General features: G+C 52.1%; 12 protein-coding genes. 1 reads left to right on the forward strand and 11 read right to left on the reverse strand.

Going from position 1 to position 13,237, the window contains the following annotated elements:
• Window positions 1-49 precede the first annotated feature (49 nt).
• The 11 genes from nuoH to truC form a co-directional block, all read right to left on the reverse strand.
• On the reverse strand, window positions 50-1,126 hold the full coding sequence (nuoH, locus tag BBP27_RS08570) for an NADH-quinone oxidoreductase subunit NuoH (RefSeq protein ID WP_188211755.1): 1,077 nt from the start codon (window positions 1,124-1,126) through the stop codon (window positions 50-52).
• A 2-nt stretch (window positions 1,127-1,128) separates the two neighbouring features.
• On the reverse strand, window positions 1,129-3,390 hold the full coding sequence (gene nuoG / locus BBP27_RS08575) for an NADH-quinone oxidoreductase subunit NuoG (RefSeq protein WP_188211756.1): 2,262 nt from the start codon (window positions 3,388-3,390) through the stop codon (window positions 1,129-1,131).
• A gap of 58 nt (window positions 3,391-3,448) precedes the next feature.
• A complete protein-coding gene (gene nuoF, locus BBP27_RS08580) occupies window positions 3,449-4,744 on the reverse strand; it encodes an NADH-quinone oxidoreductase subunit NuoF (RefSeq protein WP_188211757.1) in 1,296 nt (431 codons plus the stop codon).
• A 57-nt stretch (window positions 4,745-4,801) separates the two neighbouring features.
• Window positions 4,802-5,275, reverse strand: coding sequence for an NADH-quinone oxidoreductase subunit NuoE (gene nuoE, locus BBP27_RS08585; protein ID WP_049332996.1), 474 nt, complete (start codon window positions 5,273-5,275; stop codon window positions 4,802-4,804).
• Window positions 5,275-6,531, reverse strand: coding sequence for an NADH dehydrogenase (quinone) subunit D (nuoD, locus tag BBP27_RS08590; protein WP_049332998.1), 1,257 nt, complete (start codon window positions 6,529-6,531; stop codon window positions 5,275-5,277). The genes nuoE and nuoD overlap by 1 nt, the downstream gene beginning before the upstream one ends.
• Window positions 6,521-7,114: an NADH-quinone oxidoreductase subunit C gene (locus BBP27_RS08595; protein WP_188211758.1), complete on the reverse strand. Its 594-nt coding sequence runs from the start codon at window positions 7,112-7,114 to the stop codon at window positions 6,521-6,523. The genes nuoD and BBP27_RS08595 overlap by 11 nt, the downstream gene beginning before the upstream one ends.
• Before the next feature lie 12 nt (window positions 7,115-7,126).
• Window positions 7,127-7,609 (reverse strand): NuoB/complex I 20 kDa subunit family protein, encoded by a 483-nt coding sequence (locus tag BBP27_RS08600; RefSeq protein WP_002215610.1) that lies wholly within the window; start codon window positions 7,607-7,609, stop codon window positions 7,127-7,129.
• Window positions 7,600-7,956 carry an NADH-quinone oxidoreductase subunit A gene (locus tag BBP27_RS08605; protein ID WP_003708115.1) on the reverse strand — a complete coding sequence of 119 codons (357 nt, stop codon included), beginning with the start codon at window positions 7,954-7,956 and terminating at the stop codon, window positions 7,600-7,602. Before BBP27_RS08605 ends, BBP27_RS08600 begins: the two co-directional genes overlap by 10 nt.
• Window positions 7,957-8,281: 325 nt before the next feature.
• Window positions 8,282-9,739, reverse strand: coding sequence for an oligopeptide:H+ symporter (locus BBP27_RS08610; protein ID WP_188211358.1), 1,458 nt, complete (start codon window positions 9,737-9,739; stop codon window positions 8,282-8,284).
• A 708-nt stretch (window positions 9,740-10,447) separates the two neighbouring features.
• Window positions 10,448-11,551 (reverse strand): peptide chain release factor 2, encoded by a 1,104-nt coding sequence (gene prfB, locus BBP27_RS08615; protein ID WP_188211357.1) that lies wholly within the window; start codon window positions 11,549-11,551, stop codon window positions 10,448-10,450.
• A gap of 97 nt (window positions 11,552-11,648) precedes the next feature.
• Window positions 11,649-12,365, reverse strand: coding sequence for a tRNA pseudouridine(65) synthase TruC (truC, locus tag BBP27_RS08620; protein ID WP_188211356.1), 717 nt, complete (start codon window positions 12,363-12,365; stop codon window positions 11,649-11,651).
• Window positions 12,366-12,505: 140 nt separating this feature from the next.
• Here truC and BBP27_RS08625 point away from each other — a divergent pair, with 140 nt between their 5' ends.
• Window positions 12,506-13,234 carry an LOG family protein gene (locus BBP27_RS08625; RefSeq protein WP_188211355.1) on the forward strand — a complete coding sequence of 243 codons (729 nt, stop codon included), beginning with the start codon at window positions 12,506-12,508 and terminating at the stop codon, window positions 13,232-13,234.
• Window positions 13,235-13,237: the final 3 nt, after the last annotated feature.

The raw sequence follows: 13,237 nt of genomic DNA on the forward strand, positions 1-13,237 counted from the left end.
AAAATTTGGGGTTCAGGCTACCTGAAAACTTTCAGACGGCCTCCCTGCCCTATTTCCACAAATTCAGCGGTGAAATCATCCACACGCCCAAAATCACGATGTAGGTGAAGCCAATCGGAATCAGCACTTTCCAGCCCAAACGCATGATTTGGTCGTAACGGTAGCGTGGGAAAGTTGCACGGATCCACAGGTACCAGTACAACACTGCCGCCATTTTCACGAACATCCAGAATGCGGAAGGCGTACCGATAAAGCCCCAGCTTTGCGGGAACGGAGACAACCAGCCGCCGAGGAACATCAGCGATGTCAGCGCGGCAATCAGGATCATGAAAATGTATTCGGCAAGGAAGAATAGCGCGAATGCGAAGCCGGAGTATTCAACGTGGTGGCCGGCAACGATTTCAGATTCACCCTCTGCCACGTCAAACGGCGCGCGGTTGGTTTCAGCAACGGCGGAAATCAGATAGACGATGAAGATGGGGAAGAGCGGCAGCCAGTTCCACGAGAATACTGAACCGCCGGCAATACCTTTGGCTTGTGCGGCAACGATGTCGGAGAAGTTCATGCTGCCCGATACCATCACAACGCACACCAGCGCGGCACTCATGGCAATCTCGTAGGAAATGCTTTGCGCGGAAGCACGCATTGCACCCAAGAACGAATATTTGGAGTTGGAAGCCCAGCCCGCAATGATCACGCCGTAAACCGACAGCGAAGTAATCATCAGGATGTACAAAAGACCGATATTGATATTGGTCAGCACCCATTCTTTGTTGAACGGAATCACCGCCCAAGCCGCAAAAGACGGGGCGAGCGACATAATCGGGCCGATGTAGAACAAGGCTTTGTTTGACAGCTTCGGACGGGTTACCTCTTTAAACAAGAGTTTGAACACGTCGGCAAACGGCTGAATCAGACCCCACGGGCCGGTTACGTTCGGGCCGACGCGAAGCTGCATAAAGCCGATGACTTTACGTTCGAAATATGTCAGGTAGGCAACGGTCAGAATCAGCGGAATCAGGATAATCACGATTTTGACGATGACGGATACCACCAAGCCTACGGTGATACCCAAATCGCCCAGACCGAGCGTTGCGGCAAAGAGGTTTTGGAACCATTCTTGCATGATCAAGCTCCCGCCAGTTCAATAGTGTCCATCAACGCACCCAGCGCGGCATTTTCGGTATGCAGCGGCAGATGCACCACGTTTTCAGGCAAACCGGCATCGGCTTTGACGGCAACCGATACGCTTGCGCCGTTTTGTTTGGCAACAGCGGTTTGTCCGTCTTGCAGGCCCAAGCGTGCCAATGTGTTCGGATTTACACGCGCGGCAGGCACGGCGGCATGGCTGGTTTCTTGCAACGGTGCGGAACGGCGCACGATAGAATCAGTATGATAAATACCGACGCCGCCGACACGGACGAGGCGGTCTGAGGCCGTCTGAACGCCCTCCCCTGTCCATGTGCTGCGGTTGTCCAGTTTGGACGGCAGACTTTCTGCATCCAGCGCATCTTTCAGAATCGCAGCGGTATCATGGTATTCAAAACCTTTCAGGTCAAACAGGTTGCCCAATACGCGCAATACTTTCCACATCGGACGCGAATCGCCGAAGCCTTGTACCACGCCATGGAAGGATTGCAGACGGCCTTCCATATTGATGAAGCTGCCTGAGGTTTCAGTAAACGGCGCAATTGGCAACAATACGTCGCACACATCCAGCAGCGTTTCGCTGACAAACGGTGTAAACGCCATCACGCTTTTCGCCTGTTTCAACGCGGCTACGGCTTTTGCACCGTCAACCGTATCGATTTCAGGCTCGATGTTGAGTAGCAAGACTGCCTGTTTCGGCGCATTTGCCATTTCGGCAACGCTCTCGCCGGAGTTCACGCCCAAGACATCCGCACCAACGCTGTTGGCGGCTTGCGGCAAAATACCCAGCACCGCGCCGGTTGCGTCTGCCAGCTCTTGCGCGGCGGCATAAATGGCGGCGTAATCAGAATGGTTTTGCACTTCCGCACCCAAAATCACCGCTGCTTTTTCAGCGTTTTTCAGGCTGGCGGTAACGGCGTGTTCCGCATTGGCAGACAGGTTTTTCAGACGGCCTGCCCACTCGTCGGGATGTACGGCTTCTTGAGACAGAAGCGGCATAAACAATTCTTCTTTACTGCTGGCCAATACGCTCAAGGCCATACGGTCTTTGGCGGCGCGGCGCAGGCGGGCGGTCAGGAGCGGCTGTTCTTTGCGCAAGTTCGCACCGACTACCAATACGGCATCGTTGTCAGCCAAAGATTCGATGCTTTGCCCCAACCATTGCGCACCTTTAAAGCCGTCTGAAAGACGTTTGTCTTGTTGGCGCAAACGGGTTGCAAAGTTTTTAACACCCAAGCCGTCGGCAAGTTTTTTGGCCAGATACAGCTCTTCAACCGTATTCATCGGATTGGCCCAAATGCCGACTTGGTTTTGGTTACCGTCTTTGGCGATACATTCAATCGCGCTGCGGACATATTCCAACGCGGTTTTCCAATCCACGTCCATCCACTCGCCGCCCTGTTTGATTTTCGGGTTTTTCAGACGGCTTTCGTGATACAGGCCTTCGTAGGCGAAACGGTCGCGGTCGGACAGCCAGCATTCGTTGATGGCTTCGTTTTCCAACGGCAACACGCGGCGGACGGTATGGTCTTTGGTCTGCACAATCAGGTTGCTGCCCAAAGCGTCATGGGCGGAAACGGATTTGCGGCGGTTCAATTCCCAAGTACGCGCGTTGAAGCGGAACGGTTTGCTGGTCAATGCGCCGACAGGACACAAATCGATGACGTTGCCTGACAATTCGGTTTCCACTGCTTTGCCGATAAAAGGCATGATTTCGGAGTGTTCGCCGCGGTTGGCCATAGCGATTTCTTGCACGCCGGCGATTTCTTCAGTGAAACGAACGCAACGGGTACAGTGGATACAACGGCTCATTTCCTCGGCAGAAACCAAAGGACCCATGTCTTTGCCGACGACGGAACGTTTTTCTTCGGTATAACGGCTGGTGGTTTTACCGTAGCCCATCGCCAAATCCTGCAACTGGCATTCGCCGCCTTGGTCGCAGGTCGGACAATCAAGCGGATGGTTGATGAGCAGGAACTCCATCACGCCTTCCTGCGCCTCACGGGCTTTTGCCGAATGCGTGCGCACAATCATGCCGTCCGTTACCGGCGTAGCGCAGGCGGGCAGCGGTTTGGGGGCTTTTTCCACGTCCACCAAACACATACGGCAGTTGGCGGCGATGGAGAGTTTTTTGTGGTAACAGAAATGCGGGATATAAGTACCGAGCTTGTGCGCGGCTTCAATTACCGTCGCGCCCTGCTCCACAGATACCTGTTTGCCGTCGATTTCGATTTGTAACATGGTTCGTTCCTAGTTACGGGTATTTAATAAATAATTCTTTTAGAGGCCGTCTGAAAACTTAGCACCACTTATTCGGTTTCATCGGTCCGCCGTGTTCGATGTAATGCACAAACTCATCACGGAAATGCTTGGTAAAGCTGCGGACTGGGAAGACAGCGGCATCGGCAAGGGCGCAGATGGTGCGGCCTGCCATTTGGTTGCCGACGGAATCCAACAAATCTAAGTCTTCCATGCGGCCTTTGCCTTCTACGATGCGGTGGACGATGCGGTAGAGCCAGCCGGTACCTTCGCGGCACGGGGTGCATTGGCCGCAAGACTCGTCGTAGTAGAAGTAGCTCAAGCGTTCGAGGGCTTTGACCATGCACACGTCTTCGTCCATCACGATAATCGCGCCGGAACCGAGCATGGAGCCGGCTTTGGAAATCGAGTCGTAGTCCATATTGGTCTGCATCATGATGTCGGCAGGCAATACGGGGGCGGACGAACCGCCGGGGATAACGGCTTTGAGTTTTTTGCCGCCGCGCATACCTCCCGCCATTTTCAGGATTTCGGCAAACGGCGTGCCTAACGGCACTTCATAGTTGCCCGGACGCTCAACGTGGCCGGAGATGCAAAACAGTTTGGTACCGCCGGCGTTCGGAATGCCTTTGTCGGCAAACGTCTGACCGCCGTCGCGGACGATAAAGGGTACGGAGGCGAAGGTTTCGGTATTGTTGATGGTGGTCGGCTTGCCGTACAGGCCAAACGAGGCGGGGAACGGCGGTTTGAAGCGCGGCTGGCCTTTTTTGCCTTCCAGCGATTCGAGCAATGCGGTTTCTTCGCCGCAAATGTATGCGCCGTAGCCGTGGTGGGCGAAGAGTTCGAATTCGAAGTCCGAACCTAAAATATTTTTACCCAAAAAACCCGCCGCGCGCGCTTGGTCGAGTGCAGCTTCAAAACGTTGATAACCTTCGAAAATTTCGCCGTGAATGTAGTTGTAGCCCGCTTTCGCGCCCATCGCGTAGCCGGCGATAATCATGCCTTCAATCAGGGCATGGGGGTTGAACATGATAATATCGCGGTCTTTGAACGTACCCGGTTCGCCTTCGTCGGTGTTGCAGACGACGTATTTTTCGCCGGGGAAGGAACGGGGCATAAAGCTCCATTTCAAACCGGTCGGGAAGCCTGCACCGCCACGACCGCGCAAGCCGGAGGTTTTGACTTCGTCAATCACATCGGTTTGCGAAATGTTTTCGGACAGGATTTTACGCAGGGCGGTATAACCGCCACGTTTGACGTATTCGTCCAATGTCCAGCAATCGGGATTGGCGGTATCCACTTGGTCAAAAATCACGCCTGATTGGTAAATAGCCATTTTTGGTGTGCCTGTTCGTTTTCGTATCGGTTGCAGCCGTTGTTTTCAGACGGCCTTTTATTTCAGTTCGGCAAGTTTCTTGTCAATCGCTTCTTCGGTCATAAAGCTGCACATGCTGTGGTTGTTGACCAGCATAACCGGAGCGTCGCCACATGCACCCATGCATTCGCCTTCGACAAGGGTAAATTTGCCGTCGGGTGTGGTTTCGCCGTAGCCGATACCGAGTTTTTGTTTGAGGTATTCGCCGGTTGCCATACCGCCGCGCAGGGCGCAGGGCAGGTTGGTACAAACGGTCAGTTTGTATTTGCCGACAGGCTCAAGGTCGTACATATTGTAGAAAGTAGCGACTTCGTAGGCTTGTGCAGGCGAGATGCCGATATAGTCTGCGACAAAGGCAATGGTCTCGGGAGCAAGCCAGCCTTTTTCGGTTTGGGCGATACGCAATGCGCCCATAATCGCGGAGCGGCGTTGGTCGGCAGGATATTTTGCCAACTCGATGTCAATTTGTTTTAAGGATTCTGCGGATAACATTATCGGTCAACCTCCCCGAATACGATGTCCTGCGTACCAATGATGGCAACGACGTCGGCCAGCATGTGGCCTTTTGCCATTTCGTCCATGCCTTGCAGGTGGGCGAAGCCGGGTGCGCGGATTTTCAGGCGGTAGGGTTTGTTTGCGCCGTCTGAAATGATGTAAACGCCGAACTCGCCTTTCGGATGTTCGACAGCGGTGTAGGTCTCGCCCTCGGGAACGTGCATACCCTCGGTAAAGAGTTTGAAATGGTGAATCAGGTCTTCCATACCTGTTTTCATTTCGGTACGTTTGGGCGGAGCAAATTTGTGGTTGGTGGTAATGACCGGACCCGGATTGACACGCAACCACTCGGAACATTGTTTGATGATGCGTACGGATTGACGCATTTCTTCCATACGGCAGAGGTAACGGTCGTAGCAGTCGCCGTTGACGCCGACGGGGATGTCGAAATCCATTTTGTCGTATACTTCGTAAGGCTGTGTCTTACGCACGTCCCATTCCACGCCGGAACCGCGCAACATCACGCCGGTAAAGCCTTTTTGCATGGCGCGCTCAGGGGTGACAACGCCGATGCCGACGGTACGCTGTTTCCAAATACGGTTGTCGGTCAGGAGGGTTTCGAGTGTGTCGATGTTTTTCGGGAAACGTTCGCAGAAGGCATCGATAAAGTCGAGCATGGTACCTTCGCGGGATTCGTTGAGCTGCTTCAATACTTTGGCGTTGCGGAATTTGCTGCTCTCGTATTTGGGCATGAAGTCGGGCAGGTCGCGGTAAACGCCGCCAGGACGGAAGTAGGCCGCGTGCATACGCGCGCCGGACACGGCTTCGTACAAGTCCATCAGCTCTTCGCGGTCGCGGAAGGCGTAAAGGATGGCGGTCATCGCACCGATGTCGAAGGCGTGCGAACCGATGCCCATCAGGTGATTGAGGATGCGTGTTACTTCGGCAAACATCACGCGAATATACTGGGCGCGGATAGGTACATCGATACCGGCAAGTTTTTCTACTGCCAAACAATACGCCTGCTCATTGACCATCATGGAAACGTAGTCCAAACGGTCCATATAGGGCAGGGCTTGCAGGTAGGTTTTGGTTTCAGCCAATTTTTCAGTACCGCGGTGCAGGAGGCCGATATGCGGGTCGGCACGGACGATGGTTTCGCCCTCCAACTCCAAAATCATACGCAATACGCCGTGCGCCGCAGGGTGTTGCGGGCCGAAGTTGATGGTGTAGTTTCTTAATTTATTGGCCACCGTAGTTCTCCTCACGGACGATACGCGGCGTGATCTCGCGCGGCTCAATGGTAACAGGTTGGTAAATCACGCGTTTTTGCTCTTCGTCGTAACGCATTTCTACATAGCCGGAAATCGGGAAGTCTTTGCGGAACGGATGTCCGACAAAGCCGTAATCGGTCAGGATGCGGCGCAAATCCGGGTGGTTGTTGAACATGATGCCGTACATATCGAAGGCTTCGCGTTCGTACCAATCCGCGCTGTTGTAAATATCGACTACGGATTCGACTACGGGGAAGTCGTCGTCTGAAACCCAGACGCGTACGCGGATGCGTTGATTGTTTTTAACGGAAAGCAGCTGACTGACGACGGCAAAGCGCTTGCCCTGCCATACTTCGTTCTTGTAAGTGCTGTAATCGACACCGCACAAGTCAACCAGAAGCTCGAAATGCAAATCTTCATGGTCGCGCAATGCGGTCATGACTGAAATATAGTGTTCGGGCAGACACTCGACGGTAATCTCGCCCAAAGCTGAAATGACTTTGCTTGCCTGATCACCAAGCACGCCGATGACGGTCTCGTATAAGTTTTGAATGCTTGCCATATCGTCCTCTCCTTACTCGTCACGCGCGATGGTGGAAGTGCGCTTGATTTTTTGTTGGAGTTGAATCAGGCCGTAAATCAAGGCTTCCGCAGTCGGCGGACAACCCGGCACATAAACGTCTACCGGCACGACGCGGTCGGCACCGCGCACAACAGAATAAGAATAGTGATAATAGCCACCGCCGTTGGCACACGAGCCCATAGACAATACCCAGCGCGGCTCTGCGAGCTGGTCGTATACGCGGCGCAGGGCGGGCGCCATTTTGTTGGTCAGCGTACCCGCCACAATCATCAGGTCGGCCTGACGGGGGGACGGACGGAAAATGATGCCGAAACGGTCAAGGTCATAACGCGCCATACCCGCATGCATCATTTCCACGGCGCAGCAGGCCAAGCCGAAAGTAACCGGCCACAATGAACCGGTACGCATATAGTTCAACACCGTATCCGCGCTGGTGGTGATGAAACCTTTTTTCAAAACGCCTTCTATTCCCATTCCAGCGCACCTTTTTTCCATTCGTAAATAAAGCCTACCGTCAGAACGACGATAAACACCAGCATAGACCAGAAACCGTATGCGCCCAAATCTTTGAACACGACAGCCCACGGCAACATGAACGCAACCTCCAAATCAAACAGGATGAAGAGGATGGCGACGAGGTAATAGCGCACGTCGAACTTCATCCTTGCGTTTTCAAAGGCTTCGAAACCGCATTCGTAAGGCGCGTCTTTTTCGGCGTAGTGGCGTTTCGGGCCTAAAATCGTGCCGAGTAGGATAAACAGCACGCCGGCCGCAAGGCCGACGAGGATGAATACGAGGACGGGAAAGTAACTGGCCAACATGGTCGTACCTAACTGGTTGACAGACAAATCTTAAAAATAGATTACCATTTTATCGAATTTCAAAAGCCATTTAAAGGTAAATATCAGCAAATCAGCAAAAAAACCTCAATAAATTCAATAAAGTTATGAGAACAATTCTTATTTGTATTTAATATTTCCAAATTTTAATTTCAGTTTAATCATGTATCATTTCATTCGGATTCTCCGCCTATCCGATTTATGCCCCGAATCCGCCCTCTTTCCAATTCCCAATCAAACATGAGGCCGTCTGAAATAGATTATTTTCAGACGGCCTGCGTACATCACATCCATTTAAATGGAAAAATCAATCGACACCTTTGAGCATGCGGTTCAATACCGGGGCGAGTACCAACAGGATACCGCAGGTTACCGCGCCGATGGTGGCCAGCATCCAGTAGAAGTCCAATGGCGACTGAGCATTGTAGTAGTCTTTAAACAACACTCCGCCCAAGGTAAAGCCGATGGACAATGCCAAGAAATTCAAAGCAACCATTTGTGTTTTAAACATGCTCGGTGCGATTTTGGTAGAAAACGACAGCGAAATCGGCGACAGCATCAGCTCGCCTATCGTAATCGCCAGCAACACCAGCATAAACACGATAATCGGCATCGGGGTTCCGGATGAAATATACGGAATGAAACTCAAATAAGAGACGCCGGTTACCAACATGGCCAGTGCAAACTTCAACGGCGTTTTAGGTTGGCGTTTGCCCATTTTCGTCCACACCGCCGCCATCACGCCGGAAAAGAGGACCACCCACATGGCCTGTATTGAATCTTTCCATGAAACAGGCACGGTAAAGCCGAAGAAAGTACGGTCCACCGTTTCATCAAAATAGACCGTCGCAACGGTGTACACCTGAAACCAAACCGCCCAGAACATACAAATGGTCAAAAACAGCGGAATATAGGCCACAATATAGCGTTTATTGGCCGCTTCAACGTGGCTGCTGCCCAACAGGCGCGCGAAATAAGCGACGACGGTAACGATAACCACGCCCAAGAGCCAGCGGGAGAAGTTTTCAAGGGTGAGTGCGCCGGAAGCAATCACGCTGCCCAACACCAAAACCAGCAACACGCCGACAGCCATGGCGGTCTGCACCTTTTCAGGACGCAACGGATTGGGAACCGGCGTATGCGGCAGGTTTTTACGGCCGCGCGAATACCACAGCAGGCCGAATGCCATGCCGACGGCCGCCGCGCCGAAACCGTAATGGAAACCCATCCTGTCTTGCAAAATACCGGTCAACAACGGGCCTAAGAAGCCGCCGATATTGATGGAAATATAGAAAATAGAGAAACCGGCATCACGCAATTCGCGCAAGTCTTCCCGTTCATACAAAGAACCGACCATCGAACCGGCAGACGATTTCACGCCGCCGCTGCCCAGCGCAATAAACACCAAGCCCAGCAGCAATCCCATCAAACCCGGTACGATCGCCAATAAAATATGGCCGGTCATCACGACGATGCCGGCGATAAACAGGGTACGCTCCGCACCCCAAATGCGGTCGGCCAACCACGCACCGAGAATGGTGGACAGGTAAACGCTGCCGCCGTACGCGCCGACAATGCCGCCGGCCAAGGCTTTATCCATACCCAAACCGCCTTGATTAGCGGTGTAATACAGATAAATCAGCAGGATGCCCTGCATACCGTAGAAGGAAAAACGCTCCCACAGCTCAATATGGAATAGGGTGGATAATTGCAAAGGATGGCCGAAGAAAGTTTTCTCGGCAGAAGACAGCTTTTGACCGGACATTTAATAAGTTCTCCTAATATATCGGACAGGATCAGGCTTCAGACGGCCTATTGCACCTACCAATCATTTTTATAGAAACTATATATTACCGCCAATCTTTGCATTTGCAAAACATTAAAAAGCATATTTTTACAGAAAGATTTAAGATTCGTATCTAAAAAGAACTCAATAGCTACATAACAAAGATATCGCGGCCATCTCCGTCATGCCCTACATATTCAAAAACCCATTAATTTTTAGATTTTCTATATTGTATTTTTCATGTGGCCGAAAACGGATATATTTACTGCGTTCGGTATTCCATTTAGGCTGATAAGACTTTAGAGTAGTTTCAGGCTGCCTGAAAACTATGTGATACAAATAACAGATAAAATAAAGCCCTACTTAAAAAAGTAGGGCTTAAAGAAATTGTTTATTTTTTGCCCCCACCAGATTTTCCGCTACCTGACGGGGGATTGTTACCACGTCCGCCGCCTGACGGATTACCTGTTTTGCTTGGCCAGTTTGGGTTACTGTTGCCTGTCTGATTATTTGCCATTATTGCTCCATTCTATACTTAAGTTTTCAGATACACGGACTTTTATTTCCGTTTCTATATTTTATAGATTTAGATTTTTTTTCAATTTAATTTTTTCAGTAGTCGTAGGTATAGTTACTAACAAACAGGCCGTCTGAAATCTTTCAGACGGCCTGTTTATCTCTTACGGTTTATACGCCTTGTTTCAGGCTGGCTTCGATGAAGCCGTCCAAGTCGCCGTCCAATACGGCTTTGGTATTGCCGACTTCGTAGCCTGTACGCAAGTCTTTGATACGTGAGGAGTCCAAGACGTACGAACGGATTTGGCTGCCCCAACCCACATCGGACTTGCCGTCTTCCAATGCCTGTTTCTCTTCGTTGCGTTTGCGCATTTCCAATTCGTACAGTTTGGATTTCAACATTTCCATCGCAGCGGCTTTGTTGGCGTGTTGCGAGCGGTCGTTTTGACATTGCACCACAATCCCTGTCGGCTCGTGGGTAATACGCACGGCGGAGTCGGTTTTGTTAATGTGCTGACCGCCGGCACCGGATGCACGGTAGGTATCGATGCGCAAATCGGCCGGGTTGATTTCGATTTCGATGGAATCGTCGATTTCAGGGTAAACAAACACGGACGAGAACGATGTATGGCGTTTGTTGTTCGAGTCAAACGGCGAGTAGCGCACCAAGCGGTGAACGCCGGTTTCGGTACGCAGCAGGCCGTAGGCGTATTCACCTTCCACGCGGATGGTGGCGCGGTTGATGCCCGCGATTTCGCCGTCGTCTTCTTCAAGGATTTCGATTTTGAAGCCTTTGCGCTCGGCGTAGCGGCTGTACATGCGGAACAGCATGCCCGCCCAGTCTTCGGCTTCGGTACCGCCCGCGCCTGCGGTGATGTCGATAAAGCAGTTGTTCGGGTCGGCAGGCTGGTTGAACATTCGTTTGAATTCGAGGTCGGCCATTTGTTTTTCCAAACCGGCCACATCTTCCTGCACGGCGGCAAAACCTTCTTCGTCGTTTTCTTCGACGGCCATTTCAATCAGCATACGGTTGTCTTCGATACCTGTGGCGATGTTGTCGAGCGTCACCACGATGCCTTCGAGGATTTTGCGCTCTTTGCCGATTTCTTGGGCGCGTTTGGGGTCGTTCCAGAGTTCCGGGTCTTCGGAGAGGCCGACGACTTCTTCAAGGCGGTCTTTTTTGCCTTGATAGTCCATATAGACGCGGATGTCTTCGCTGCGCTTCTCCAAGTCGTTTAGGGTGTTGTTAAGCTGGTTGATTACTTCGGCTTCCATGATTCTTGTGTTCTTTCAAAATTTTAGGGGCGTATTGTAAGGGATTTGCCTGTTTTTTTCCATGACCGGGCCGTCTGAAAATGTGCGGTTGGGGTTTTCAGACGGCCTCGGTTTTAAATTTTTCCATCCAGAGCCGCCAGTCGTTGTCTATCGGCGCTTGTACGGTCATCCGGCTGCCGTCTTCTATGCTTTGAAAACTGAGGCTTCGCGCGTGCAACATCAGGCGTTGCGTGCTGATATATTCGGCAACGGCATGGTTTTGGCGCAAATCGCCGTAGTTGGTGTCGCCGACAATGGGGTGGAAAATGTGTTTCATATGGCGGCGGAGTTGGTGTTTGCGGCCGGTGTGCGGCGTGAGTTCGGCCCACGAATAACGCGAAGTCGGATAACGCAGGGCGGATTGGAACGGCAACTCGGTTTGTGCCAGACAGCGGTAGGTAGTTTGCGCTTCCTGCAATGTGGCTTCGGTCTGCGCTTCGGCGATTTTGTCGGGCATATATTTGAGGGCGTAATCAATCAGGCCGTCTGAAGGCAGATGGCCGCGGACAATCGCCCAATAGGTTTTTTCGATGGTTTTGTTTTCAAACTGCTGCGTCAATAACCGTGCGGCTTCCGTATCAAGTGCAAACAGCAAGACGCCGGAAGTCGGGCGGTCAAGGCGATGGACGGGATAGACGTGCTGCCCGATTTGGTCGCGCAGGGTCTGCACGGCAAAACGGGTTTCGTGTTTGTCTAACCAGCTTCGGTGCACCAGCATTCCGGCAGGTTTGTTGACGGCAATGGTGCGGCTGTCGCGGTGGATAATATCGAGCATGGCGGAGCAGTTGAATAAAAGCAGATATTGTAACGGGCTTTTGAAAATGTGGCAGGCACACTTGCCGCCGAAACCCAACTTTCAGACGGCCCGCCCCTTTCGGGTTACAATACGGCACATAAAAACACGAAGGAAAAGCCGTGAGCCTGCTCAAAAAACTGCCCAAACCCATGCTGCCCGACGAAACCCGCCGCGATATTCAGGCGCGCGAGTCGTATCATGTATTGAAGATTATTTCCGAATTTGTCGAAGCCGGCGAAGAATTGCGCGCCATTCAACCGGCCGTCAGCATTTACGGCAGCGCGCGTACGCCCGAAAACCATCCCGACTACGAGTTCACATTGCGCTTGGCCCGCAAACTATCGGATGCCGGATTTTCCGTCATTTCCGGCGGCGGGTCGGGCATTATGGAAGCAGCCAACAAAGGCGCGTTTGCAGGCGCAAGTCCGGCGGTGGGGTTGAATATCGTGTTGCCGCACGAGCAAAAAGCCAATCCGTATCAGGATTTGTCGATTAAATTCCAACACTTCTTCCCTCGCAAAGTCATGTTCGTCAAACACGCTGTGGCATATGTCGTCATGCCCGGCGGTTTCGGCACGTTGGACGAATTGTTTGAAAGCCTGACCTTGGTGCAAACCGGCAAAACGCCCGACCGCCCGATTATCTTAGTGGGCAAAGCATTTTGGGCGGGATTGTTGGACTGGATACGCGAGCAGTTGCTGGGCAGAAACCTGATTCTGGAAGAAGACTTGAACCTGATCCGCGTCATCGACGACGAAGACGAAATTATCGAAGAAATCTTCGCCCATTACGAAAACCGCTTGGAAGACTTGTCCGAACACCAAAATGCTTGGTCGCTGGGGTTGTAAAAA

It is taken from the genome of Neisseria sp. RH3002v2g, assembly GCF_014596425.2.
In the GTDB taxonomy this organism is placed as follows: Bacteria; Pseudomonadota; Gammaproteobacteria; order Burkholderiales; family Neisseriaceae; genus Neisseria.

Coding starts and splice junctions, on each gene's coding strand:
- nuoH (WP_188211755.1), bottom strand. CDS start 1,126: ATGCAAGAATGGTTCCAAAACCTCTTTGCCGCAACGCTCGGTCTGGGC.
- BBP27_RS08605 (WP_003708115.1), bottom strand. CDS start 7,956: ATGTTGGCCAGTTACTTTCCCGTCCTCGTATTCATCCTCGTCGGCCTT.
- BBP27_RS08595 (WP_188211758.1), bottom strand. CDS start 7,114: ATGGCAAGCATTCAAAACTTATACGAGACCGTCATCGGCGTGCTTGGT.
- BBP27_RS08610 (WP_188211358.1), bottom strand. CDS start 9,739: ATGTCCGGTCAAAAGCTGTCTTCTGCCGAGAAAACTTTCTTCGGCCAT.
- nuoF (WP_188211757.1), bottom strand. CDS start 4,744: ATGGCTATTTACCAATCAGGCGTGATTTTTGACCAAGTGGATACCGCC.
- nuoG (WP_188211756.1), bottom strand. CDS start 3,390: ATGTTACAAATCGAAATCGACGGCAAACAGGTATCTGTGGAGCAGGGC.
- truC (WP_188211356.1), bottom strand. CDS start 12,365: ATGCTCGATATTATCCACCGCGACAGCCGCACCATTGCCGTCAACAAA.
- prfB (WP_188211357.1), bottom strand. CDS start 11,551: ATGGAAGCCGAAGTAATCAACCAGCTTAACAACACCCTAAACGACTTG.
- BBP27_RS08600 (WP_002215610.1), bottom strand. CDS start 7,609: ATGGGAATAGAAGGCGTTTTGAAAAAAGGTTTCATCACCACCAGCGCG.
- nuoE (WP_049332996.1), bottom strand. CDS start 5,275: ATGTTATCCGCAGAATCCTTAAAACAAATTGACATCGAGTTGGCAAAA.